20 protein-coding genes are annotated in these 23054 nt (G+C 68.2%); 12 read left to right on the top strand and 8 right to left on the bottom strand.

Translation table 11 applies throughout. The features are described 5' to 3' along the window. Nucleotides 1–64: 64 nt before the first annotated feature. The 4 genes from EV691_RS23860 to EV691_RS09025 all read left to right on the top strand — a co-directional run bounded on the left by EV691_RS23860 (nt 65) and on the right by EV691_RS09025 (nt 2113). Nucleotides 65–421, top strand: coding sequence for a hypothetical protein (locus tag EV691_RS23860; RefSeq protein WP_242672656.1), 357 nt, complete (start codon nt 65–67; stop codon nt 419–421). Continuing rightward, entirely contained in the window at nt 418–861 is a 444-nt protein-coding gene (locus tag EV691_RS23855) for an inorganic phosphate transporter (RefSeq protein ID WP_242672657.1), read from the top strand. The genes EV691_RS23860 and EV691_RS23855 overlap by 4 nt, the downstream gene beginning before the upstream one ends. Continuing rightward, entirely contained in the window at nt 851–1780 is a 930-nt protein-coding gene (gene ppk2, locus EV691_RS09030; RefSeq protein WP_131302122.1) for a polyphosphate kinase 2, read from the top strand. The genes EV691_RS23855 and ppk2 overlap by 11 nt, the downstream gene beginning before the upstream one ends. Nucleotides 1781–1921: 141 nt before the next feature. Beyond that, nucleotides 1922–2113, top strand: coding sequence for a DUF6316 family protein (locus EV691_RS09025; protein ID WP_131302125.1), 192 nt, complete (start codon nt 1922–1924; stop codon nt 2111–2113). A gap of 60 nt (nt 2114–2173) precedes the next feature. Here the strand turns inward: EV691_RS09025 and EV691_RS09020 are convergent, their stop codons facing one another. Together EV691_RS09020 and pap are read right to left on the bottom strand one after the other, a co-directional pair. Then, nucleotides 2174–3280, bottom strand: coding sequence for an outer membrane protein transport protein (locus EV691_RS09020; protein ID WP_131302128.1), 1107 nt, complete (start codon nt 3278–3280; stop codon nt 2174–2176). Nucleotides 3281–3609: 329 nt separating this feature from the next. Further along, the gene (pap, locus tag EV691_RS09015; RefSeq protein WP_131302130.1) at nt 3610–5112 is read right to left on the bottom strand and encodes a polyphosphate:AMP phosphotransferase; all 1503 of its coding nucleotides are present in this window, start codon (nt 5110–5112) and stop codon (nt 3610–3612) included. Nucleotides 5113–5225: 113 nt separating this feature from the next. Between pap and mnmC the strand changes: the two genes are divergently transcribed. Next, nucleotides 5226–7187, top strand: a complete 1962-nt coding sequence (mnmC, locus tag EV691_RS09010; protein WP_131302133.1) for a bifunctional tRNA (5-methylaminomethyl-2-thiouridine)(34)-methyltransferase MnmC2/FAD-dependent 5-carboxymethylaminomethyl-2-thiouridine(34) oxidoreductase MnmC1 — start codon at nt 5226–5228, stop codon at nt 7185–7187. Between the two features lie 628 nt (nt 7188–7815). On the opposite strand, the gene EV691_RS09005 is transcribed toward mnmC, so the two are convergent. Then, the gene (locus EV691_RS09005) at nt 7816–8277 is read right to left on the bottom strand and encodes a MarR family winged helix-turn-helix transcriptional regulator (protein ID WP_039807582.1); all 462 of its coding nucleotides are present in this window, start codon (nt 8275–8277) and stop codon (nt 7816–7818) included. Between the two features lie 169 nt (nt 8278–8446). Between EV691_RS09005 and EV691_RS09000 the strand changes: the two genes are divergently transcribed. From EV691_RS09000 to EV691_RS08980, 5 genes are all read left to right on the top strand, one after another. Then, the gene (locus EV691_RS09000; RefSeq protein WP_131302135.1) at nt 8447–10216 is read left to right on the top strand and encodes an N-acetylglutaminylglutamine amidotransferase; all 1770 of its coding nucleotides are present in this window, start codon (nt 8447–8449) and stop codon (nt 10214–10216) included. Nucleotides 10217–10218: 2 nt separating this feature from the next. Then, the gene (ngg, locus tag EV691_RS08995) at nt 10219–11958 is read left to right on the top strand and encodes an N-acetylglutaminylglutamine synthetase (protein WP_131302138.1); all 1740 of its coding nucleotides are present in this window, start codon (nt 10219–10221) and stop codon (nt 11956–11958) included. A gap of 68 nt (nt 11959–12026) precedes the next feature. After that, nucleotides 12027–13217 (top strand): osmoprotectant NAGGN system M42 family peptidase, encoded by a 1191-nt coding sequence (locus tag EV691_RS08990; protein ID WP_131302141.1) that lies wholly within the window; start codon nt 12027–12029, stop codon nt 13215–13217. 411 nt (nt 13218–13628) lie between these two features. Then, nucleotides 13629–16370, top strand: coding sequence for a hybrid sensor histidine kinase/response regulator (locus tag EV691_RS08985; RefSeq protein WP_131302143.1), 2742 nt, complete (start codon nt 13629–13631; stop codon nt 16368–16370). A 36-nt stretch (nt 16371–16406) separates the two neighbouring features. Beyond that, complete coding sequence (locus EV691_RS08980) at nt 16407–16634, top strand: YheU family protein (protein ID WP_039802970.1); 228 nt, start codon at nt 16407–16409, stop codon at nt 16632–16634. 9 nt (nt 16635–16643) lie between these two features. Here EV691_RS08980 and EV691_RS08975 read toward each other — a convergent pair whose 3' ends face one another. The 4 genes from EV691_RS08975 to EV691_RS08960 form a co-directional block, all read right to left on the bottom strand. Then, on the bottom strand, nt 16644–17003 hold the full coding sequence (locus tag EV691_RS08975) for a DUF2784 domain-containing protein (RefSeq protein WP_131302145.1): 360 nt from the start codon (nt 17001–17003) through the stop codon (nt 16644–16646). Nucleotides 17004–17020: 17 nt separating this feature from the next. Further along, a complete protein-coding gene (locus EV691_RS08970) occupies nt 17021–18319 on the bottom strand; it encodes a hemolysin family protein (RefSeq protein ID WP_131302148.1) in 1299 nt (432 codons plus the stop codon). A gap of 160 nt (nt 18320–18479) precedes the next feature. Then, nucleotides 18480–20135 (bottom strand): cation acetate symporter, encoded by a 1656-nt coding sequence (locus EV691_RS08965; protein ID WP_039802963.1) that lies wholly within the window; start codon nt 20133–20135, stop codon nt 18480–18482. Further along, nucleotides 20132–20446, bottom strand: a complete 315-nt coding sequence (locus EV691_RS08960) for a DUF485 domain-containing protein (protein WP_039802962.1) — start codon at nt 20444–20446, stop codon at nt 20132–20134. The genes EV691_RS08965 and EV691_RS08960 overlap by 4 nt, the downstream gene beginning before the upstream one ends. Nucleotides 20447–20750: 304 nt before the next feature. Here EV691_RS08960 and EV691_RS08955 point away from each other — a divergent pair, with 304 nt between their 5' ends. Both EV691_RS08955 and EV691_RS08950 read left to right on the top strand, forming a co-directional pair. Next, a complete protein-coding gene (locus tag EV691_RS08955) occupies nt 20751–20975 on the top strand; it encodes a DUF2061 domain-containing protein (RefSeq protein WP_039802958.1) in 225 nt (74 codons plus the stop codon). A gap of 66 nt (nt 20976–21041) precedes the next feature. Then, complete coding sequence (locus EV691_RS08950) at nt 21042–22643, top strand: glycoside hydrolase family 17 protein (RefSeq protein WP_131302151.1); 1602 nt, start codon at nt 21042–21044, stop codon at nt 22641–22643. On the opposite strand, the gene EV691_RS08945 is transcribed toward EV691_RS08950, so the two are convergent. After that, the gene (locus EV691_RS08945) at nt 22623–22979 is read right to left on the bottom strand and encodes a hypothetical protein (RefSeq protein WP_131302154.1); all 357 of its coding nucleotides are present in this window, start codon (nt 22977–22979) and stop codon (nt 22623–22625) included. The two genes, EV691_RS08950 and EV691_RS08945, sit on opposite strands and share 21 nt — an antisense overlap. Between the last annotated feature and the right edge of the window lie 75 nt (nt 22980–23054).

The following is a 23054-nucleotide window of genomic DNA, read 5'->3' as shown; positions in this document are numbered from 1 at the left end:
CCACACGTTATGAGAAGAAGGCCAGCCATTTCAAGGGAATGCTGGCCTTTGCGGCTGCTCTGCTATGGCTACGCTGATACGTCAACAGAACCTAGTCTACAACGACGAGATGGATCAGCAGCTCAAGAGCCTCCGCCAGGAGAAGAAGGCCTACAAGAAAAGGCACAAGGAAGCCTTCGAGCGCCTCTCCGAACTCCAGCAGATCGCCTATACCCACGCCATGGTGCGCGATGCCGACGTGATGAACGATCCCAACTTCCACCCCGAGGATCTGGAGTCCGACTACTACCGCGGCCTGCACGCCATCAAGCAGAAGCGCAACGAAATCCAGGCCACCCGCGCGCTGGAAAGCTGGGTGCCGCTGATCGCCGCGCTGGGGGCGATGGTCGCAGCCAGGCCGCGGTTCCCCACCTGGCGATGATCACCTTCGGCGTGGCGCTGATCGTCGGCCTGTGGTTCATCGGCAAGGAGGTCATCCAGACCGTCGGCACCAACCTCACCGAGATACACCCAGCCTCGGGCTTCACCGCGGAACTGGCGGCGGCGGCAGTGGTGATGCTGGCCTCGCTGCTCGGCCTGCCCGTCTCCAGCACCCATATCCTGATCGGCGCCGTGCTCGGGATCGGCCTGGTCAACCGGCAGAACAACTGGGACCTCATGAAGCCCATCGCCCACGCCTGGGTGATCACCCTGCCGGCGGCGGCCATCCTGAGCGCCATCGCCTTCGTGGTGCTGAGGAGCGTCTTCCGATCCACACGCCAATCCATGGAACAAGCGAGGCGGGCCCGCCACGGTTCGCCTTTCCCATCCGCTCAAGCAGCCATAGCGCGCCATACCGGGAGGATTTCCCATGACCGATGACCCCATCCACTCGTCCGATCCCCTTTCCCGACAGCTCTATGCCGAGATGCTCGACAGCCTCGACGAAGAGCTGGAAATGGAGCTCGACGACCAGCGCCTGGAAGCGCTGGTCGCCGGCACCGCCGCCGCCCGGCAGACCGGCAGCGACCTCGACCGGCGTATCTACTTCCGGGAGCTGCTGCGCCTGCAGGGCGAGCTGGTCAAGCTCCAGGACTGGGTCCAGCACAGGAAACTCAAGCTTGTGGTGCTGTTCGAAGGACGCGACGCCGCCGGCAAGGGCGGCGTCATCAAGCGTATCACCCAGCGCCTGAACCCGCGCGTCTGCCGCGTCGCGGCGCTGCCTGCGCCGAGCGAGCGCGAGCGCAGCCAGTGGTACTTCCAGCGCTACGTGTCGCACCTGCCCGCCGGCGGCGAGATCGTGCTCTTCGACCGCAGCTGGTACAACCGCGCCGGCGTGGAAAAGGTGATGGGCTTCTGCACCGACGCGGAATACGAGGAATTCTTCCGCAGCGTCACGGAGTTCGAACGGATGCTGGTCCGCTCCGGCATCATCCTCGTCAAGTACTGGTTCTCGATCACCGACGACGAGCAGCAGAAACGCTTTCTGATGCGCATCCACGATCCGCTCAAGCAGTGGAAACTGAGTCCGATGGACATGGAATCGCGCCGCCGCTGGGAGCATTACACCCGCGCCAAGGAGGTCATGCTGGAGCGCTCCCACATCGCCGAGGCGCCCTGGTGGATCGTCGAGGCAGTGGACAAGAAAAGGGCGCGGCTGAACTGCATCCATCACCTGCTCGGCCAAGTGCCCTACGGCGAAGTCGACCACCCGGCCATCGCCCTGCCCGAACGCGTCTACCACCCGGACTACCTGCGTGCCCCCCAGGCCAAGGAGATTTTCGTGCCGGCGGTGTATTGAGCGCAAAGGGGCCGGAAAGTCCTGGCCTGTTTTCCAGCAGGACGGCCGCTGGGCGGCTCTGATAGCATGGAGCCAGTTCCTGGGGGCGCAAGCCCCCGATCCTCCCCCATGCCAGCAACCGCCATAGCAAGGAGCCCCGCCATGTCCGCACACCGCTCGACCGACACGGCCCTCGCCACCCGCTTTCGCACCGAGCGCGTCTGCGCCGTCAACCATGAGTTCTTCTTCGACACCCGCGAGGGCCAACTGATGGGGCCCTACGCCAGCCGCGAGGAGGCCCTGAAGGGCGTCCAGGACTATATCCGCCAGTGCCAGGCACGACAGTCCCGCTAAGCGCCGCACCCGGCAGGCCGGCGGCTCCGGCGCGCCGGGCCACCGCCCGGCTGCCAGCCCTCAGAAACGCCAGACCATGCCGCCGCCGATGACGTGCAGGGTGCTGCTGGGCGGCTCGCCCGACAGGAAGCTGTTGTTGCGCGTGCGGTTGTTCTGCCGGTCCTGCGATTCACCGCCGAGCCAGATCAGGCTGTAGCCGAACTGCAGCTCCATCCCTTCGTCCATCTGGTAGCTCAGCCCGGCGGCCAGGCGCAGGTTCTCCGGCAACGGGTCGTCCAGATTGTGCTGGGGGCCGGCCAGCGGCGAGGAGTCGTAGGTCATGCCCATGCTCCAGCGCCAGTGTTCGTCGAGCCGCTGCTCCGCGCCCAGAGCGAGGCGCCAAGTGTCGCGATAGCGCTGCTCGCTCGCCGCGCCGATGGCCGGCGCTGTGCCGTCGGCCCTTTCCAGCCCGCTCCAGCCCATCCAGCCGAGACTGGCCGACAGCATCCAGTCGTTGTCGAGCCGGTGGGCAATGCTCGCGGTGACGGTGCTCGGCGCCCGCGTGTCGACGATCAGCCGGTTGGTTTCCGGGCGCCCTTGGGCGACATTGGCCACGGGGCTGCCGACAGCGCCATGGGTGTCAAGGTCCAGCTCGTAACCGCTGGCATAGGCCAGTCCCAGCCAGGTGCTGTCGCCCACCCGGTACAGCAGGCCCAGGTTGAGGCCGGCAGTGGTGTCGCTGTCGCGGTAGGTCGCCGGCGCACTGGCCGGGTCCTGGCCGGGCGGCGTGTCGCCGAGTACGGCGCCGTGGACGAAGCGCGGGCCGACGCCGATGGACAGGGCATCGCTGATCCGGTAGGCGAAGGCCGGCTGCACGGCCACGCCGCTCAGCGCCGGCTCCGGGATCAGTTGGGTTCCGACCGGACTGGCGCCGCCCGCCACCGCCGCGAGAGCGGGGTCGGCCACCCGCCCGGAGCCGACCGGCGCCGGCCAGGCGCCGGGACTGCCGGGACGCGCGGACAGGGCGGCGAGCGCGGCCGGATTGCCCGGCGGCGGAACGACAGCGCCGGAGCCGGCCCCCGCCGGAGCGCTGCGCCCGGCTGCGACATGGAACATGGAATCATCGGCCCAGCCGGTGCCAGCGGCACCGAGCAGGGCGAGCCCGAACAGAACCTGACGGGTTGGCATGGTAGCCACCTCTCTCTCGTCCATCCGACATTGAGGGTGTACCAGCCGTGCATACATGGGGGGGTATTGGCCGGGGCGATGCAACGAGCCGAGCGGTCATTCCCGAAAGACATCCGGGACACGGACTGGCAGTCCGTCGACCTCGTGTGGGCAGGGCGGCTGGCGGAGCGATATCGCCTTGCTATGCCCAGTGTCAGTCAACCCACACAAGCATAGTGCCGAGGTGGAGCTTCATTGCCTGACCGAAGCCCGCCCAGCGCCGCCGGCCGCAGAGAATGGGATTTCCGTTCGTCGGAAATGGCGCCGGGATCCGGACATCCGACGAACGATCAAGGGAAGGACGCGACTCCTGCGCGGAACGCCTTCTCCAGCGCCTCGTTGAGCGTGCGCAGGATCTTCACCCGGGCGAAGTACTTGTCGTTGGCCTCGACCAGGGTCCAGGGGGCGATCTCGGTGCTGGTGCGGTCGACCATGTCGCCCACCGCATCGCAGTAGGCGTCCCACTTGTCGCGGTTGCGCCAGTCCTCCTCGGTGATCTTGAAGCGCTTGAAGGGGGTCAGCTCGCGCTCCTTGAAGCGCGCGAGCTGGGTCTGTTGGTCGATGGCCAGCCAGAACTTGACCACCACCACCCCGGCGCCGGCCAGCTCCTCCTCGAAATCGTTGATCTCGCCGTAGGCACGCAGCCAGTCGGCCTCGCTGCACAGCCCCTCGACCCGCTCGACCAGCACCCGCCCGTACCAGGAGCGGTCGAAGATGGTGAACTTGCCGCGCGCCGGAATGTGCCGCCAGAAGCGCCACAGGTAGGGCTGCGCGCGCTCCTCGTCGGTCGGCGAGGCGACCGGCACGATGCGGTACTGGCGCGGGTCCAGCGCTCCGGTGACACGGCGGATCGCCCCGCCCTTGCCCGCCGCGTCGTTGCCCTCGAACACCGCCAGCAGGGCATGCCGGCGCATCCGCTTGTCGCGCAGCAGCCCGGCCAGGCGCGCCTGCTCGGCGAGCAGCTGCTCCTTGTAGACGGCCTTGTCCAGCGCCTGGGTCATGTCCAGGGCGTCCAGCAGGGCGCGGTTGTCGAGGTTGGCGACCAGCGGCGCCGCATGGGGGCTGCTGCGCACCGACCTTTTATGCTTCAGGGCCGCCTGCAGGCCCTCGAGGAGAATGCGTCCGACGCTCAGGCTGCGGTAGTTGGCATCGGTGCCCTCGATCACGTACCAGGGCGCGAAGTCCCGGTTGGTGCGGCGCAGCATATGCTCGCCGTGGCGCACGAACTTGTCGTAGGTCTTCGACTGCTGCCAGTCCAGCTCGCTGAGCCGCCAGCTGTGCAGGGGATCGTCGTTGAGGGTCTTGAGGCGTTCCTTCATGCGCTTCTTCGACAGGTGGAACCAGAACTTGAAGATCAGCGTGCCCTCGTCGCTGAGCATGCGCTCCAGGCGCCCGGCGACGCCGATGGCCTGGTCGAGACGGGCGTCGTCGATCCGCCCGCCGAGCCGCGCCTGCAGCATCTGGCTGTACCAGGTGCCGAAGAAGATGCCGATCCGTCCCTTCGGCGGCAGCTGCCGCCAGTAGCGCCAGGCCGGCGGGTGGGCCAGTTCCTCGTCGGTCGGCTGGTCGAAGGTGCTGACCTCGATCAGCCGCGGGTCCATCCACTCGTTGAGCAGCTTGACCGTCTCGCCCTTGCCGGCGCCCTCGATCCCGCTGATCAGCACCAGCACCGGAAAGCGCGCCTGCTCCTTGAGTTCGAACTGGGCCTCCAGCAGGGCCTCGCGCAGCGCCGGGACCTGGGCATCGTAGGTATCATCGTCGATGGTGTGGCCGATTTCCGCAGACTCGAACATGAACGGCTCCTTGCAACGGGGATGTTCTCAGCGTAACGGATGAACGATGCCCTGTCCGGCCCTGGCCGGGGGGTTCGGGTAGAATGCGTCGCCGATTTTCCAGGAGTGCGTCCATGTCCGACTTCCAGCACGCCCAGCTCGACTGGGACGAGCACGGCCAGCCGCTGTCGCGCGGCTTCGGCGACGTGTACTTCTCCCGCGCCTCGGGGCTGGAGGAAACCCGCTACGTGTTCCTCGCCCACAACGAACTGCCGCTGCGCTTCGCCGCCCTGCCGGCCGGCGGACGACTGAGCGTCGGCGAGACCGGCTTCGGCACCGGGCTGAACTTCCTCTGCGCCTGGCAGCTGTTCGAGCGCACGGCGCCGGCCGACGCCCGGCTGCACTTCGTCAGCGTGGAGCGCTTTCCCCTGACCCGCGCCGACCTGCAGAAGGCCCTGGCCCTCTGGCCGGAGCTGGCCCCTTGGGCCGACGCCCTGCTGGCGCAGTACGTCGCCGTGCATCCGGGCTTCCAGCGCTTCGTCTTCGCGGAGGGCCGGGTGGTGCTGACCCTGCTGGTCGGTGATGTGCTGGAGCGCCTGCCCGAGCTGGATGCGCGCATCGACGCCTGGTTCCTCGACGGCTTCGCCCCGGCGAAGAACCCGGAGATGTGGACGCCCGCGCTGTTCGCCGAACTGGCCCGGCTGTCCGCTCCCGGCGCCAGCCTGGCCACCTTCACCAGCGCCGGTTTCGTGCGCCGCGGGCTGAACGCGGCGGGCTTCGCCATGCAGCGGGTCAAGGGCTTCGGGCAGAAGCGCGAGATGCTCGCCGGCCGCTTCGAGGGGACGCCGCAGGAGGCCGCCAAACCCTGGTTCGCCCGCCCGCCGCATCCCGCTGGCCTCCGCGAGGCGCTGGTGATCGGCGCCGGCCTGGCCGGCTGCGCCGCGGCGGCCAGTCTGGCCCAGCGCGGCTGGCGGGTGACCCTTCTGGAACGCCGCGACGCCGTCGCCGAGGAAACCTCCGGTAATCCGCAGGGCGTGCTCTACCTCAAGCTCTCGGCCCACGGCACGGCGCTCTCGCGGCTGATCCTCGCCGGCTTCGGCTTCACCCGCCGGCTGCTGCAGCGGCTCGAGCCGGGCCGCGACTGGTCCCCCTGCGGCGTGCTGCAGCTGGCCTTCGACGCCAGGGAGGCGGCACGCCAGGCCGAACTGGCCGCGGCCTTCCCCGCCGACCTGCTGCACGGCCTGGGCCGCGCGGAAGCCGAGGAGCTGGCCGGAGTCGCACTGGACAGCGGCGGGCTGTTCTATCCCGAAGCCGGCTGGGTGCATCCGCCGGCGCTCTGCGCGCACCTGGCCGAACACCCGAACATCCGCCTGCTGACCCACCGGGAAGTCCTCGACCTGCGCCGCGAGGACGGCCAGTGGTGCGCCCGCAGCGGCGAGACGCTGCTCGCCCGGGCGCCGGTCGCGGTGCTCTGCGGCGGAGCAGAGATCGCCCGCTTTCCCGAGGCCGCCGGGCTGCCGCTCAAGCGCATTCGCGGGCAGATCAGCCGCCTGCCGGCGACCGCCACCAGCCGCGACCTGCAGACCGTGCTCTGCGCCGAAGGCTACGTCGCCCCGCCGCGCGACGGCGAGCACACCCTGGGCGCCAGCTTCCGCTTCGACAGTACGGAACTGGAGCTGACTACCGAAGAGCATGCGGAGAACCTGCAGCTGCTGCGGGAGATCTCCACCAACCTGGCCGAGCGGCTGCAGCTCGACCGGCTCGATCCGGCGGCCCTCGACGGCCGCGCCGGCTTTCGCTGTACCAGCCCGGACTACCTGCCGATCGCCGGCCCCCTGGCCGACGCCGCGGCCTTCGCCGAGGCCTACGCCGTGCTCGGCAAGGACGCCCGCCAGGTGCCGCAGCGCCCCTGTCCCTGGCTGGAGGGCCTGTACGTGAGCAGCGGCCACGGCTCGCGCGGCCTGCTCAGCGCGCCGCTGGTCGGGGAACTGCTGGCCGCCTGGCTGGACGACGAGCCGCTGCCGGTGCCGAGGGCGGTGGCGGAGGCCTGTCATCCCAACCGGTTCGGGTTGCGGAGGTTGATTCGGGGGAAGTGAGCCGGGGCTACTCCGCCCCGGTGGGAGCGGCCTTGGCCGTGATGTAAAGCGTCGGGCAGTTGGGTATGGGCCTCATTTTCGGTATGAGGATGCAGCGCTTTCCTCGGCTCGAGCGACAGGTTTCGCCTCGCACGGCGACTCACTTTTTTCAGTCGCGAAAAAAGTAAGCAAAAACGCTTGCCCCTGTCATCCGGCCCTGCGCTTCGCTCCGGGTCCCCTCCCTCCTGAAAGGGGCGTTTGGCGCTGCCTGATGATTTGGGCGTCAAAAGCAAAGCGAAGCTCTCCAACTTTCTTCCCAACTGCCAGCCAACTCCCCGGTCCCGTCAGGAGGCCGAGCGCAGGCGCTGTGGAGGGGGGACGCGAGGCATGGACGCCGAGCGAGGCACGAAGGGACAGGGACGTCCCTTCGTGGCGTGCCTCCGGAGCAGTGTCGAAGCGAGGGAACCCGTAACGGAGCGCAGCGCAGTGAAGGGCCGGATGTCGGGTGCCCTTCTTCTTTGGTTCCTTTCTTCTTGGGCAAGCAAGAAGAAAGGGACTCGCCGTGCAAGGCGAAATCTGTGGGTCGAGCCGAGGAAGGTGCCGAGTTACCATGCCATAAACGAAGCCAAAGACGCTTTCCCTTCCCCTCTTACTCTCCCCCACACAACTCCGCCGCCCGCAGCAACGCCGCGGTCAAGGCATGCCGCTCCCACTCCGGCAGCGCGGCAAAGCGCTCGCGGAACTCCGGCGGCAGCAACGGCGGCGCCTCCTCGAGCAGGGTGCGCCCAGCCTCGGCGAGCACCAGCCACTGCCGACGGCGGTCCTGCTCGTCGCGCTGGCGCTGCAGCAGGCCGCGCTCCTCCAGCCGGTCGAGCAGGCCGGACAGGGTTGCCGCGGTGAGGCTGACCCGCCGGCTCAGGGCGCTCGCCGTCAGCCGCGTCTCGTCGGCCAGCACCCGGAGGATCAGCAGTTGCATCGGAGTCAGCCGGCCATGGCGCGCCACCCGCTTGGCATGCACTTCCCCGGCCTGCTGCAGGCGCCTCATAGCCTGAAACAGCGGCACTTCAAAGGCTGAAATATCACTTTGATATAAAACTTTCTCTGCGTTCATGGCGTCGTAAACATTGGCAATCAATCTTTGACATCAAAGTATTTTCTTGCTTTGGTGTAAAGGTCTGCAACCGGCCGGCGCGATTCCTGTCACAACCTCGCCAGGCTGGCCACGGCCTCGCCCCGAAGGGCGCGGACACATTCCCCAACGGCAAAACCGGTAAGGACCCATGTGCGGCATATCTGGAGAACTGCGTTTCGACAAGCGCCCGGCCGACCTTGCGGCGGTCGAGCGCATCACCCATCACCTCAGCCCCCGCGGCCCCGACGCCTGGGGGGTACACGCCCGGGGACCGGTCGCCCTGGGCCATCGCCGGCTGAAGATCATGGATCTGGCCGAAGCCTCCGGCCAGCCGATGATCGACAGCGAACTCGGCCTCGACCTGGTGTTCAACGGCGCCCTCTACAACTACCCGGAACTGCGCGGCGAGCTGGAAGGCCTCGGCTACCGCTTCTTCTCCGACGGCGACACCGAGGTGCTACTCAAGGGCTATCACGCCTGGGGCGAGGCGCTGCTGCCCAGGCTCAACGGCATGTTCGCCTTCGCCATCTGGGAGCGCGACCGCCAGCGGCTGTTCCTCGCCCGCGACCGGCTCGGCGTCAAGCCTTTGTACCTGACGCGCAGCCGCCATCGCCTGCGTTTCGCCTCGAGCCTGCCGGCCCTGCTGGCGGGCGGTGACATCGATGCGGCGCTGGACCCGGTGGCGCTCAACCATTACCTCAACTTCCATGCCGTGGTGCCGGCGCCGCGCACCCTGCTCGCCGAGGTGGAAAAGCTGCCGCCGGCGACCTGGCTGCGCGTCGACGCCGACGGCAGGCGCGAGCAATGCACCTGGTGGCAGCTGAACTACGGCCCGCGGGATGACGAGCGCGGCTTCGAGCTGCCGGAATGGCGTGAGGCCCTGCTCGGCAGCCTGCGCGCGGCGGTGGAGATCCGCCAGCGCGCGGCGGTGGACGTCGGCGTGCTGCTCTCCGGCGGGGTCGATTCGAGCCTGCTGGTCGGCCTGCTGCGCGAGGCCGGGGTGGAGAACCTCTCGACCTTCTCCATCGGCTTTCAGGACGCCGGCGGCGAGCGGGGCGACGAGTTCCAGTATTCCGACCTGATCGCCCACCACTACGCCACCCGCCATCACCAGCTGCGCATCGACGAGCGGGAGATCATCGAGCAGCTGCCGGCAGCCTTCCGCGCCATGAGCGAGCCGATGGTCAGCCACGACTGCATCGCCTTCTACCTGCTCTCGCGGGAAGTCGCCCGGCACTGCAAGGTGGTGCAGAGCGGCCAGGGCGCCGACGAGCTGTTCGCCGGCTACCATTGGTATCCGCCGCTGGCAGGCGCCAGCGATCCCCATGCCGCCTACCGAGCCGCCTTCTTCGACCGCACGCACGACGAATACCTGGCCACCGTGCAGCCGAAGTGGCGCGGCGAGGACCATGCCGGGGCCTTCGTGCGCGAGCATTTCGCCCGGCCCGGCGCGGAGGATCCGGTGGACAAGGCGCTGCGCCTGGACAGCACCGTGATGCTGGTCGATGACCCGGTCAAGCGGGTCGACAACATGACCATGGCCTGGGGCCTGGAGGCGCGCACGCCATTTCTCGACTACCGGCTGGTCGAGCTGTCGGCGCGCATCCCGTCGCGCTTCAAGCTGCCGGACGGCGGCAAGCACGTGCTCAAGGAGGCCGCCCGCCAAGTCATCCCGGCAGCGGTCATCGACCGGCCCAAGGGCTATTTCCCGGTGCCCGGCCTCAAGCACCTGCAGGGCGCGACCCTCGACTGGGTGCGCGAGCTGCTGCTCGATCCCAGCCAGGACCGCGGCCTGTTCGAGCCGGCCGCAGTCGACCGCCTGCTGAGCGATCCGCAGGGCCAGCTGACGCCGCTGCGCGGCTCCAGGCTCTGGCAGCTGGCGGCACTCAACCTCTGGCTCAGCGAACAGGGACTCTAACCATGAAATCTCCTGCCTACGGCCAGCGCCTGCTGCGCGGCCAGACCCCATCCTACCAGCGCCTGCAGGCGCTCATGGCCGAGGACGGCCAGAGCGAACGGCAGCCCCCGGTGGCCCTGCACTGCGGCTGGGGCCGCCTGCTGATCGGGCACACCTACCCCGATCCGGCCAGCCTGGCCGACGACCTGCTCGGGGAGCAGCCCGGCGAGCGCGACATCGCGCTCTACGTGGCCGCACCGCACCAGGTGCTGGCCCGGGCGCCGCAGCAGCTGTTCCTCGATCCGTCGGATACCCTGCGCCTGTGGTTTTCCGACTACCGTCCGGCGCGGCGCATCTTCCGCGGCTTCAGCATCCGCCGGGTGCAGAGCGAGGCGGACTGGGACGGGCTCAACCGCCTCTACCAGACCCGCGGCATGCTGCAGGTCGAGCCCGGGCGGATGACCCCGCGCGAGGACGGCGGCCCGGTCTACTGGCTGGCCGAGGACCACGACAGCAAGGCGGTGATCGGCGGCGTCATGGGACTCAACCACGTCGAGGCCTACCACGATCCCGAGCACGGCAGCAGCCTCTGGTGCCTGGCGGTGGAGCCGACCTGCACGCGCCCGGGGGTCGGCGAGGCCCTGGTGCGCCATCTGATCGAGCACTTCATGTCCCGCGGGCTGGCCTACCTCGACCTGTCGGTGCTGCACGACAACCGCCAGGCGAAGAACCTCTACGCCAAGCTGGGCTTCCGCGAGCTGCCGACTTTCGCGGTGAAGCGCAAGAACAGCATCAACCAGCCGCTGTTCCTCGGCCCCGGCCCGGCCGCCGGGCTCAACCCCTATGCGCGGATCATCGTCGACGAGGCCAACCGCCGCGGCATCGAGGTGCAGGTGGACGACGCCGAAACCGGCCTGTTCACCCTGATCCATGGCGGGCGGCGGATCCGCTGCCGCGAGTCGCTGTCCGACCTGACCAGCGCAGTGAGCATGACCCTCTGCCAGGACAAGCAGCTGACCCAGCGCTGGCTGGCTCGCGCCGGGCTGAACCTGCCGGCCCAGCGCCTGGCCGGCAGCCGCGCGGAGAACGCGGCCTTTCTCGCCGCGCACCGGCGCCTGGTGGTCAAGCCGGTGAACGGCGAGCAGGGACAGGGCGTGGCCGTCGACCTGAGTACCTCCGAGGAGGTGGAAAAGGCCATCCGGGCGGCCCGCCGCTTCGACAGCCGGGTGCTGCTGGAGAGCTTTCACAGCGGCCAGGACCTACGCATCCTGGTGATCGGCTTCGAGGTGGTCGCCGCCGCGCTGCGCCACCCCGCCGAGGTGATCGGCGACGGGCACACCAGCATCCGCGCGCTGATCGAGGCGCAGAGCCGGCGCCGCCAGGCCGCCAGCGGCGGCGAGAGCCGCATTCCGCTGGATGCCGAGACCGAGCGCGTCCTGCGCCAGGCCGGCTACGACCACGACAGCGTGCTGCCCGAGGGCCGGCATCTGGCCGTGCGGCGTACCGCCAACCTGCACACCGGCGGCTGCCTGGAGGATGTGACGGAGCAACTGCACCCGGCGCTGGCCGAGGCCGCCGTGCGCGCCGCCCGGGCCCTGGACATCCCGGTGGTCGGCCTCGACCTGCTGGTGGAGGCGGTCGACCGCCCGGACTACGTGATCATCGAGGCCAACGAACGGGCCGGCCTGGCCAATCACGAGCCCCAGCCCACCGCCGCGCGCTTCGTCGATCTGCTGTTTCCGCTCAGCCAGGCGCCGAAGTAGGCGCCGGCCCCTTCCAACGCCCCGGCCCCCTTCCCGCCTGAACGGGCCACACGCCTCTGGAGTCGCCCATGCCCGGCCAGCTTCCCGAACCCGATCTCGACTACCTGCAGCGCGTGCTGCTGGAAATGCTCGCCATTCCCAGCCCGACCGGCTTCACCGACACCATCGTGCGCTATGTCGCCGAGCAGCTGGAGGAGCTCGGCATTCCCTTCGAGCTGACCCGCCGCGGCACCATCCGCGCGACCCTCAAGGGCCGCCGCTACAGCCCGGACCGGGCGATGGCGGTGCACCTCGACACCATCGGCGCCATCGTGCGCGAGATCCACGCCAACGGCCGCATCGGCCTGGCGCCGGTGGGCTGCTGGTCGAGCCGCTTCGCCGAGGGCAGCCGGGTCAGCCTGTTCAGCGATCGCGGCGTGCTGCGCGGCAGCGTTCTGCCGCTGCTGGCCTCCGGACACACCTTCAACACCCAGGTGGACGAGCTGCCGATCAGTTGGGACCACGTCGAGCTGCGTCTCGACGCCATGACCACCAGCCAGGCCGACACCCAGGCCCTCGGGGTGGCGGTCGGCGATTTCGTCGCCTTCGACCCGCTGCCGGAGTTCACCGAGAGCGGCCACATCAGCGCCCGCCACCTGGACGACAAGGCCGGTGCCGCGGCCCTGCTCGCCGCGCTGAAGAGCGTGCTCGACAGCGGCCAGGAACCACCGATCGACTGCCACCCGCTGTTCACCATCACCGAGGAAACCGGCTCCGGCGCGGCCGCGGCCCTGCCCTGGGACGTCAGCGAGTTCGTCGGCATCGACATCGCGCCGGTCGCCCCCGGCCAGCAGTCCAGCGAGCAGGCGGTGACCGTCGCCATGCAGGATTCCGGCGGCCCCTACGATTACCACCTGACGCGCCATCTGCTGCGCCTGGCGGAAAACCACGCGATCCCGGTGCGCCGCGACCTGTTCCGCTACTACCACAGCGACGCCCAGTCGGCGGTAGCCGCCGGCCACGACATCCGCACCGCCCTGCTGGCCTTCGGCTGCGATGCCACCCATGGCTACGAGCGCACCCACCTCGACGGTCTGGCCGCCCTGAGCCGGCTGATCGGCGCCTATCTGCTCAGCCCGCCGGTGTTCGCCAGCGACGCCAGCCCGCAGAGCGGCTCCCTGAAACGGTTCAGCCGTCAGCTGGAACACGATGCCCAGATGGAAAGCGAAACCCGCGTTCCCGCCGTGGACAGCCTGCTCAGGCACAAACCGAACGCTTGAAGCGCTCGCCGCATCCGGGCAAAGTCTCACCCTGAGACGGAATTCCCAACCGAAAAACTCGTGCCAGCCAGGCTCGTCATCAAGGTCTTCCACGTTGCGATGGAGCCTGTTCGGCTACAGGGCAAGGCAGTGCCGCTCCCGGCAGGCTTGTTGCATTCATGCATCCTGTGAATCGCATGAGAAGACTGGTTTGGTCATTCCACAGGAACGACGGACAACCTGAATCCGTGTCCAGAACCTCTGGCCTTTCGGGCTGCGCCTGAAATCGCGCCCGAGCGCCAGGGCGCGCAGCGTTGCCGTTTTCGACCAAGAAATGACTTTGCCTGCAGCGGGTGCCGGCCCCGGCCGATCGAGGCGATCAGGCACTCGGAAACCCCTCTTGATGGCAGGCCCTACTAGCAGAGGAATGGGATGGTGCGCATCATCTGGATGCTGTTGCTGCTGTTGATTGGTGCATCGGCCTGGGCCATCCAGCCGGCCGTGCTCGCCGATCAGGAGGTCCGCCTGTCCCTGGGGCCACATACCCGCTACCTCGAGGACCGCGATGCCAGCCTCGATGCCACCCAAGTGCTGGCGCTGCCCGACACGGCCTTCCGCCCGGTCGAGGGCGACCGGGCCAGCCTGGGCCGCAGCCGCTCGGTCTGGTGGTTCCGGATCGACCTGCAGAACACCCGCACCCAGCCCCTGTCCGGCTTTCTCGAGGTCAACTATCCGCTGCTCAACGATGTCCGACTGAGCCTGCTGAGCCCGGACGGCCAGTTGCAGCAGCAGGAGAGCGGCGACGCCCGAGCGTCCCAGCTGCGTCCGGTGCCGGTGCGCAACCTCTGGTTCCCCCTGGAGCTGCCGCCGGGCAGCAGCACCCTGCTGGTGCGAGTAAAGAGTAGCAGTGCGATTACCGTGCCACTGTATTTCAGCACCAGCGGGGCCAGCGTGGTTGCCCAGGAGCGCCAGGAAGGCCTGAACGGTGTCCTCTACGGCGTGCTGCTGGCCCTGTTCTGCTACCAGCTGCTCCTCTTCCTGTTCCTGCGCGAGCCCAGTCAGGGCTGGTATCTGCTCTACAGCCTCAACGCCATCCTGCTGCCGTTCAGCTTCGACGGCTTCCTGTTCCACTGGTCGCCCGTCCTGCAGCAGGTAGCCGTGTACCTGCTGACCTTCACCTTCTGGCTGAGTGCGACCCAGTTCACCCGGCACTTCCTGAATATCCCCCAGTACTTCCCCCTGCTCGACCGCGCCCTGCGCCTGTGGATGCTGGTCCTCGCCGCCGCGCTGCTCGCCGCTCCGCTGATCGGCCTGCCGGCCTGGGGCGTGCTCGCCACGCTCGCCACCCTGATCGGCTCCCTGCTGCTGCCCGCCTGCGGCGCCCATGTGTGGCGCAAGCGCCTGCGCGCCGGCACCTACCAGCTCGCCGCCTGGGCGTTCCTGCTGGTTTTGCTGGCTGGCCTGGCCTGCTCGGAGCTGGGCCTGGGCCTGCTCGGCGAACAGGGAACGACGCTGGCCAAGCTGGGTCTTGCCGTCAATCTGCTGGTTCTCGCCGTCGGCCTGGCCGACCGTTTCCAGCAGCTGCGCAAGGAAGGGCTGTATTCGCACCAGGCCGCCGAGGAGGCGCTCCTGCAGAACCAGGCGAAAAGCCGCTTCCTGGCCAAGATGAGCCACGAGATCCGCACGCCGCTCAACGGCGTGCTGGGCATGCTGCAATTGCTCAAGGAAACCCGTCTGGACCACAGCCAGCGCTTCTACGTGGACACCATCGCCAGTTCCGGCAGCACCCTGATGGCGGTGATCAACGACATCCTCGACTACGCGCGCATCGAGTCCGGCAAGCTCAGCCTGGAGCACATCGAGTTCGACCTCGAGGAGATGCTGTCCGACACCCTCAACCTGTTCACCGCCCAGGCGATGGAAAAGCGCCTGCGCCTGCACATGAGCCTCGACGAGGGCGTGCCGCGCCACATCCAGGGCGATCCGACCCGCCTCAAGCAGGTGCTGACCAACCTGCTGAGCAACGCGCTGAAGTTCACCTCCGAGGGCCAGGTGCGGCTCGACGTCAGCCGCCGGCGCAAGAGCGACGGCTCCGAGCGCCTGTATTTCGGCGTCAGCGACAGCGGTATCGGCATCCGCCAGGAGGCCCAGGCGCGGCTCTTCGAATCCTTCAGCCAGGGCGACTCCAGCACCACCCGCCGCTACGGCGGCAGCGGCCTGGGCCTGGCGATCAGCAAGGAGCTGGTGGAAATGATGGGCGGCCACATCGAGGCGCAGAGCACCCCCGGCCTCGGCAGCCGCTTTACCTTGAACATTCCCCTGCAGCGCTGCGGCGAGGCGCGCGACGAGCTGTTCCAGCTGCTGGTCGGACGCACCGCGCTGCTCGCCTCGCTGGACGGCTTCGCGCTGGACGCCATCGGCCGCCTGCTCGGCCGCTGGGGCATGCACACCGAGCGCTGCCGGATTCCGGAAAAACTGCCCGAGCAGCTGACCGGCTTCGACGAGCCGCCGCTGCTGCTGCTGATCGCGCCCTGGCCGGGCAGCGTCGAGTACTGGCTGGATGCCCTCTATCCGCACCTGGCGCCCGGCCAGCGGCTGCTGCTGGTCTGCCCGCCGGAACAGTGCCGGCAGCTGCCGGCCAGCCGCAGCAGCCTGCACATGCTCGGCCTGCCTCAGCCGGTCGGCGTCGCGGCGCTGCGCAAGAAGCTGGTGGAGCTGCTCATGGAGCCCACCCATCCGCTGGTGCCGATCGAGGACCCCGCAGGCGACAGCCAGGTGCCCTGCATCCTGATCGCCGAGGACAATCCGGTGAACCAGCTGGTGGTCCAGGAACTGCTGAAGAAGCGCGGCTACCATGTGCGCCTGGCGGGCAACGGCGCCGAGGCGGTGGCCGAATACCACCGCTCGCCCGGCGCGGTCCAGATGATCCTGATGGACTGCGAAATGCCGGAGATGGACGGCTTCGAAGCCACCCTGCAGATCCGCCTGCTGGAGCGCCTGCGCAAGTGGCCGGCGGTGCCGATCATCGCCCTCACCGCGCACACCCTCGACGAGCACCGGGAATACGGACTCGAGGTGGGCATGAACGACTTCCTCGGCAAGCCGGTGGACAAGCAGCTGCTGCACGCCACCGTGGAGCGCTACCTGTCGACCCGGACCCTGGTGGACAATTGAGGCGGGCGAACCGCCCACCTTGCCCCGGAGACTCCCATGCTCATCCCCCACCACCTGCTGGAGGCCGACACCCTCACCCGGCTGATCGAGGACTTCGTGACCCGCGAAGGCACCGACAACGGCGACGAAACCCCGCTGGCGACCCGCATGCAGCGCGTCCGCCAGGCGTTGGAGCGCGGCGAGGCAGTGATCGTCTTCGAGCCGGACAGCCAGCAGTGCCTGCTGATGGCGAAACGGGACGTGCCGAAGGAGTGGCTGGACTGAGCCACGCGCTCAGTGCCGCCGCCCGAGCACCCACAGATAGACCAGCGCATTGACCAGCAGCACCAGAGCGCCCAGCCAGACCTGGATGCCCGGCGTCAGGCCGGCCGGGTAGATCAGCGGCCATAGGTAATGCTCGATGAAGCCGCCGCTGTAGCCGGACTCCCCGGCCGCCCGGAGCAAGGCGTTTTCCCAGTCGGTCAGCGGACAGGGCAGGCTGAAGAATTCGGTCGCCGCCCCCCAAGCCATCGCCGGCAGGTGCACCACGGCCAGGATACGCCAGCGCAGCAGCAACAGGCCGCCCAGCAGCACGAAGACTATGAACAGCAGATGCACCACCAGCAGGGCATCCGCGGCCAACCGGTACAGCATGCCGGCCTCCCCGGCGCTCAGGCCGCGGACGCGGCCAGACGCACCACCAGCACCTTGTCGATGCGCGTCCGGTCCATGTCGACCACCTCGAAGCGCCAGCCGTCGTGCTCGAAGTGGTCGGCGACCTTCGGCACGCGCTGCAGGCGGTGCATGACCAGCCCGGCGAGCGTGTGATAGGCATTCTCCGCCTCTCCCGGAAAACCGCTGGCGATGTCCAGCGCGGCCCTCAGCCGCTCGATGCCCATGCCGCCGTCGACCAGCCAGGAGCCGTCCTCGCGGCGGACGATCGCCGGCTCGCCATCCTCCAGCGTGCCGGGAATCTCGCCGACGATCGCGGTGAGCACATCCTTGAGGGTGACGATGCCCTGCAGGTCGTCGAACTCGTCGACCACGACGGCGAACTCGCAGCGCATCCGGCGGAAGCTTTCCAGCAGGCCGGTACTGCTCGCGCGCTCCTCGACGTAAAGCGGCGGGCGGATGCTCCGCTGCAGATCGAGCGCCTGTCCCTGCAAAGCCGGCCCGAGCAGGTCGCCGCGCTGCAGCACGCCGACCACCTGCTGCAGACCGCCCCGACAGACCAGAACGCGACTATAGGGACTCTCGGCGAGTCGCCTGAGCTGCTCCTCCCGCGGCTCGTCCAGATCGATGGCGTAGACCTGCTGGCGGGGCGACATGATCGCGCCGACCGGCTGCTCGTCCAGATGCAGGACATTGGCGACCAGTGCCTGCTCGCTCTCGTGGAAGACCCCGGCCTCGGCGCCCTGCTCCATCAGCACCTTGATCTCCTCGTCGGTGACCGGCGGCTCGTCGCGGTGCTTGACCCCGAGCAGACGCAGCAGCAGGTCGCAGGAGCACGACAGCAGCCATACCAGCGGTGCGGCGATCTGCGCCAGACGCTGCATCGGCGGGGCGATGGTGGCGGCGATGGCCTCGGGCGAGAGCAGTGCCAGGCGCTTGGGCAGCAGTTCGCCGAGCACCACCGACAGGTAGGTGATCGCCGCCACGGTGAGCACCAGGGCGATGCCCTCGGCATAGGGCGCCAGCGCCGGCAGCCCGGCGACCCGCTCCGCCAGCGGCCGGGCCAGCAGGCTTTCGCCGAGCGCGCCGCTGAGGATGCCGACCGTGGTGATGCCGACCTGGATGGTGGAGAGAAAGCGCGAAGGGTCCTCCTGCAGCGCCAGGGCGACCAGCGCGCCGTGCCGCCGCTCGTCGGCAAGCCTCTGCAGACGGGCCTTGCGCGAGGACACGACGGCGATTTCCGCCATCGCGAAGATACCGTTGAGCAGGATCAGCAGCAGGAGCAGGCCCGTTTCCATCGCTACGACCACCCTACACCGTTGGCGGTGCGACCTCGCTGTCGACTCGTCGAGACAACCATAGCATCGCCGGCCGGCGGATGACTCGGGGCGGAAAAGCCCTGCCACAGAAACAGGAAAGGCAGCCCGAAGGCTGCCTTTCCGACCTGCTAGGGAAGAATCAGTGGGCGACGGCGCCACTGGCTCCCAGGCCGGTCTGCGAGCGGACGAACTGCGGCAGGAAGCGCTCACGCTCTTCTGCAGCAGACTTCGACTTGTCGGTGATCGAGAAGAACCACACGCCAACGAAGGCCGCGAGCATGGAGAACAGCGCCGGGTACTTGTAGGGGAAGATCGCCTCGGCATTGCCCAGCACGTCAACCCAGACAGTCGGGCTGAGGATGGTCAGCAGCATGGCGACGGACAGCCCCAGAGTACCGCCGATCAGCGCACCGCGGGTGGTCAGGTCCTTCCAGTACATGGAGAGGAACAGGACCGGGAAGTTGCAGCTGGCGGCGACGGAGAAGGCCAGACCCACCATGAAGGCGATGTTCTGCTTCTCGAAGATGATGCCGAGCAGGATCGCCACGACGCCCAGGGACAGGGTGGTGATCTTGGTCACGCGCATCTCGTCCTCTTCCTTGGCCTTGCCCTTCTTGATCACGCAGGCGTACAGGTCGTGGGACACGGCCGAGGCGCCAGCGAGGGTCAGACCGGCAACCACCGCAAGGATGGTGGCGAAGGCCACGGCGGAGATGAAGCCGAGGAACAGGTTGCCGCCGACGGCGTTGGCCAGGTGGATGGCCACCATGTTGGTGCCACCGATGATGGCGCCTGCCGCGTCCTTGAACTCCGGATTGGTGCCGACCAGCAGGATGGCGCCGAAGCCGATGATGAAGGTCAGGATGTAGAAGTAGCCGATGAAGCCGGTGGCGTAGAACACGCTCTTGCGAGCTTCCTTGGCGTCACTCACGGTGAAGAAGCGCATCAGGATGTGCGGCAGACCGGCGGTACCGAACATCAGGGCCAGGCCCAGGGAGATCGCGGAGACCGGGTCGGAAACCAGACCGCCGGGGCTCATGATGGCCGCGCCCTTGGTGTGGATGTTCACGGCTTCGGTGAACAGGGTGCCGAAGTCGAAGCCCACGTGCTTCATCACCATGATGGCCATGAAGGTGGCACCGGAGAGCAGCAGGACCGCCTTGATGATCTGCACCCAGGTGGTGGCCAGCATGCCGCCGAACAGCACGTACATGACCATCAGCACGCCCACCAGTACCACCGCGACGTAGTAGTCCAGACCGAACAGCAGCTGGATCAGCTTGCCGGCACCGACCATCTGGGCGATCAGGTAGAAGGCCACCACGATCAGCGAGCCGAAGGCCGACAGGACACGGATCTGGGTCTGCCCGAGGCGGTAGGAGGCCACGTCGGAGAAGGTGAACTTGCCGAGGTTGCGCAGACGCTCCGCCATCAGGAAGAGGATCACCGGCCAGCCGACCAGGAAGCCGATCGAGTAGATCAGGCCGTCGTAGCCGGAGGTGAACACCAGGGCGGAAATACCCAGGAAGGACGCCGCGGACATGAAGTCACCGGCGATCGCCAGACCGTTCTGGAAGCCGGTGATGCTGCCGCCGGCGGTGTAGTAGTCGGAGGTGGAGGTGTTGCGCTTGGCCGCCCACTTGGTGATGCCCATGGTGAAGGCGATGAACACCACGAACATGATGATCGCGGTCCAGTTGGTGGCCTGCTTCTGCACTTCGCCGGTAATGGCGTCGGCCATCAGCAGGGGGGAGGCTGCCAGCAAGGCAGCAGCGGTCAGAAAACGCTTCATCATTTCTGCACCTCGTCGAGCACTTCCTGATTCAGACGATCGAACTCGCCGTTGGCGCGGTAGGTGTAGACACCGGTCAGCACGAAGGCGAGGAGGATCAGACCGACACCGACGGGCATGCCCAGGGTAGTGGCGGATTCGGCACTGAGCTTGGTACCCAGGACCTGCGGCACGAAGGCGATGATCAGGATGTAGGCGAAGTAGAGGCCCAGCATGATGGATGAGAGCAGCCAGGCGAACCGCTCGCGCCTTGCCACCAGTTCTCTGAAGCGCGGATTCTGCTCGATCCGCTTGTAGATACCGTCGTCGTTCATTTCTTTTATTATCCTCACGGAGTTGCGGGGTAGGCACACTCTAGATCGCCCGCCAACGGACAACAGACGACCTTAGTCTTAGCTCGCCGGCCCAATGCCCCGAAGTCCCTGTGTGAAGGCCTTCGCAGGGCTCTGCTCCGCGCCCGGACGGCCAGCCCGGGGACGCCTGCCGATCGTCGACACCGACAGAGTGCGCAGCGGGATTGACGGCCCCTATCGGAGCCATGTAGAGCGGCCATTTCCGCACCAGCCGTTCCGCCGCTATCGTGGTTTCATCAAGGAACGACTTCCTGCGAGGTGTGCCATGCTCAAGACCCTGACTTTCACGCTGATGCACTTCTGCATCGCCTTCGCCGTCGCCTACGCGCTGACCGGCAGCGTCGCGGTGGGCGGGCTGGTGGCGGCGGTCGAACCCCTGTGCAACTCGGTGGGCTTCTACGTTCACGAAAGAATCTGGCAGCGCCTGGACAAGGCCCGCGGCGCGCCGGCCGGAGCCTCGCAGCCTGGCTGGCGGCACCGCCACGCCTGAGGCCGGTGCGATACGCGGGCGGAAGCGGTTAAGATGCGCGGCCCGGCCGTCAGATGATCTCGAACCATGCCCGCCACCTCGCGCTTTCCGCTCCCCCCCTACCTGTTCGCCACCCTTCTCGCCCTGCTGGCCCTGAGTGGCATCTGGTACAGCGCCGGCCAGCCGGTCGTGCTGGCGGACGTGGTCAGTCCCACGCACAAGTTGCAGTGCGTGTCCTACAGCCCGTTCGACAAGGACCAGTCGCCCTTCGACCAGCCGTTCGTGCTGCGCGAGGCGCGCATGGACGCCGACCTGGCCCTGCTCGCCGAACGCTTCCAGTGCGTGCGCACCTATTCCATGACCGGCATGCAGGCACTCCCCGCCCTGGCCCGTAAGCACGGCCTGAAGCTGATGCTCGGCGCCTGGGTGAACCCCGACCCGGTGGAGACCGAGAGCGAAATCGCGCAGCTGATCGAGGCGGCCAGGGCCAACCCGGATATTGTCGAGGCGGTGATCGTCGGCAACGAGACGCTGCTGCGCAAGGAAGTCACCGCCAGCCACCTGGCCTCGCTGATCGCGCGGGTCAAGCGCAGCGTCGACCAGCCGGTCACCTATGCCGATGTCTGGGAGTTCTGGCTGAAGCATCCGGAAGTCGCCCCGGCGGTGGACTTCCTGACCATCCACCTGCTGCCCTACTGGGAGGACGACCCGGCCGGAATCGACAGGGCACTCGCCCAGGTCGCCCGGGTCCGCCAGGAATTCGGCCAGCGCTTCGCGCCCAAGGACATCCTGATCGGCGAAACCGGCTGGCCCAGCGAGGGCCGCCAGCGCGAAACCGCCCTGCCCAGCCGGGTCAACCAGGCCCTGTTCATCCGTGGCTTCGTCGCCATGGCCGAGCAGCATGGCTGGCGCTACAACCTGATCGAGGCCTTCGACCAGCCGTGGAAACGCGAGAGCGAAGGTGCGGTGGGCGGCTACTGGGGGCTGCTGGATGCCGACCGCGAGGACAAGCAGGTCCTCGCCGGCCCGATCTCCAACCTGCCGCACTGGCCGTTCTGGCTGGGAGTCGGCGGGCTGATCATGGCCGGCGCGCTGGTCGTCGCCGGACGTCCGGCCTCCACCGCCGCGGCCCTGCTGCTGCCGCCGCTGGCCGCGCTCGGCGGCGCCTGCATCGGCTTGTGGGGCGAGCTGGCGCGGGTCACCAGCCGCTATCCCGGCGAGTGGCTGTGGGCTGCCCTGCTGGTCGGCCTGAATCTGATCGTGCTGCTGCATGGCGTACTGCTGCTGTCGGCCCGCCAGGGCTTCCGCGCCCGGCTGTTCGCCTGGCTGGACGCGCGCGGCGGCTGGTGGCTGGCCGCCGCCGGCTTCGCCGGGGCGGTGATGATGCTGGCGCTGGTATTTGATGCCCGTTACCGCAGCTTCCCCAGCGTCGCCCTGCTGCTGCCCGCGCTGCTCTATGGCTGCCGCCCGGTGGCCGGCCCGCGCCGGGAGCTCGCCCTGCTGCTGGCGCTGATCGGTCTCGGCATACTGCCGCAGCTGTATCAGGAAACCCTGCTCAACCGGCAGGCACTGGGCTGGGCCCTTGTCAGCCTGCTGCTGGCGGTCGCCCTCGGCCGCAGCCTGCGGCTGCGCCAGCCCGCTCCGGAGGCTGTGGCGACGAAGGACGCCTCAGCGGCGAACCAGGCGTAGCCCGGCGATGACCACGGCGAACACCGCCAGACTGGCGGTGTAGAGCACCAGCGCCGGAATCCCCAGGCACAGCCCCGCGAGCGCCAGCCCCCAGCCGGCGCGCCCGGGCAGCAGGAAGCCGGCCAGCGCTGCGGCCAGGGCGCTCCAGGCCAGCAGGCGGAAGTGGATCATCAGCCCCAGCCCGGTGCGCAGCTGGCATTCCCAGCGCTGCGCCTGCTCGGCGCACAGGCCGACCCACTGGCCATCCTCCATGAAGCCGAAACGCAGCCCGTAGCTGGACGCCAGGCACAGCGACAGGACAATCAGCGGGACAATCGGGGACAGGCGCGAGGACATCGGGGCACTCCAGGGACAAATGTCCGCCAGCATAACCAGCGCCCGCCCGGAAGCAAGCGCCGGCGCGGGACTAGC

Source organism: Azotobacter chroococcum (assembly GCF_004339665.1).
In the GTDB taxonomy this organism is placed as follows: Bacteria; Pseudomonadota; Gammaproteobacteria; order Pseudomonadales; family Pseudomonadaceae; genus Azotobacter; species Azotobacter chroococcum.
The sequence above is the reverse complement of the archived record's forward strand: the minus strand, read 5'-3'. Positions and strand labels throughout refer to the sequence as shown.

What these genes read in the sequence shown, in the direction of transcription:
- EV691_RS23860 (WP_242672656.1), top strand. Translation starts at nt 65, where the DNA reads ATGGCTACGCTGATACGTCAACAGAACCTAGTCTACAACGACGAGATG.
- EV691_RS23855 (WP_242672657.1), top strand. Translation starts at nt 418, where the DNA reads ATGATCACCTTCGGCGTGGCGCTGATCGTCGGCCTGTGGTTCATCGGC.
- ppk2 (WP_131302122.1), top strand. Translation starts at nt 851, where the DNA reads ATGACCGATGACCCCATCCACTCGTCCGATCCCCTTTCCCGACAGCTC.
- EV691_RS09025 (WP_131302125.1), top strand. Translation starts at nt 1,922, where the DNA reads ATGTCCGCACACCGCTCGACCGACACGGCCCTCGCCACCCGCTTTCGC.
- EV691_RS09020 (WP_131302128.1), bottom strand. Translation starts at nt 3,280, where the DNA reads ATGCCAACCCGTCAGGTTCTGTTCGGGCTCGCCCTGCTCGGTGCCGCT.
- pap (WP_131302130.1), bottom strand. Translation starts at nt 5,112, where the DNA reads ATGTTCGAGTCTGCGGAAATCGGCCACACCATCGACGATGATACCTAC.
- mnmC (WP_131302133.1), top strand. Translation starts at nt 5,226, where the DNA reads ATGTCCGACTTCCAGCACGCCCAGCTCGACTGGGACGAGCACGGCCAG.
- EV691_RS09005 (WP_039807582.1), bottom strand. Translation starts at nt 8,277, where the DNA reads ATGAACGCAGAGAAAGTTTTATATCAAAGTGATATTTCAGCCTTTGAA.
- EV691_RS09000 (WP_131302135.1), top strand. Translation starts at nt 8,447, where the DNA reads ATGTGCGGCATATCTGGAGAACTGCGTTTCGACAAGCGCCCGGCCGAC.
- ngg (WP_131302138.1), top strand. Translation starts at nt 10,219, where the DNA reads ATGAAATCTCCTGCCTACGGCCAGCGCCTGCTGCGCGGCCAGACCCCA.
- EV691_RS08990 (WP_131302141.1), top strand. Translation starts at nt 12,027, where the DNA reads ATGCCCGGCCAGCTTCCCGAACCCGATCTCGACTACCTGCAGCGCGTG.
- EV691_RS08985 (WP_131302143.1), top strand. Translation starts at nt 13,629, where the DNA reads ATGGTGCGCATCATCTGGATGCTGTTGCTGCTGTTGATTGGTGCATCG.
- EV691_RS08980 (WP_039802970.1), top strand. Translation starts at nt 16,407, where the DNA reads ATGCTCATCCCCCACCACCTGCTGGAGGCCGACACCCTCACCCGGCTG.
- EV691_RS08975 (WP_131302145.1), bottom strand. Translation starts at nt 17,003, where the DNA reads ATGCTGTACCGGTTGGCCGCGGATGCCCTGCTGGTGGTGCATCTGCTG.
- EV691_RS08970 (WP_131302148.1), bottom strand. Translation starts at nt 18,319, where the DNA reads ATGGAAACGGGCCTGCTCCTGCTGCTGATCCTGCTCAACGGTATCTTC.
- EV691_RS08965 (WP_039802963.1), bottom strand. Translation starts at nt 20,135, where the DNA reads ATGATGAAGCGTTTTCTGACCGCTGCTGCCTTGCTGGCAGCCTCCCCC.
- EV691_RS08960 (WP_039802962.1), bottom strand. Translation starts at nt 20,446, where the DNA reads ATGAACGACGACGGTATCTACAAGCGGATCGAGCAGAATCCGCGCTTC.
- EV691_RS08955 (WP_039802958.1), top strand. Translation starts at nt 20,751, where the DNA reads ATGCTCAAGACCCTGACTTTCACGCTGATGCACTTCTGCATCGCCTTC.
- EV691_RS08950 (WP_131302151.1), top strand. Translation starts at nt 21,042, where the DNA reads ATGCCCGCCACCTCGCGCTTTCCGCTCCCCCCCTACCTGTTCGCCACC.
- EV691_RS08945 (WP_131302154.1), bottom strand. Translation starts at nt 22,979, where the DNA reads ATGTCCTCGCGCCTGTCCCCGATTGTCCCGCTGATTGTCCTGTCGCTG.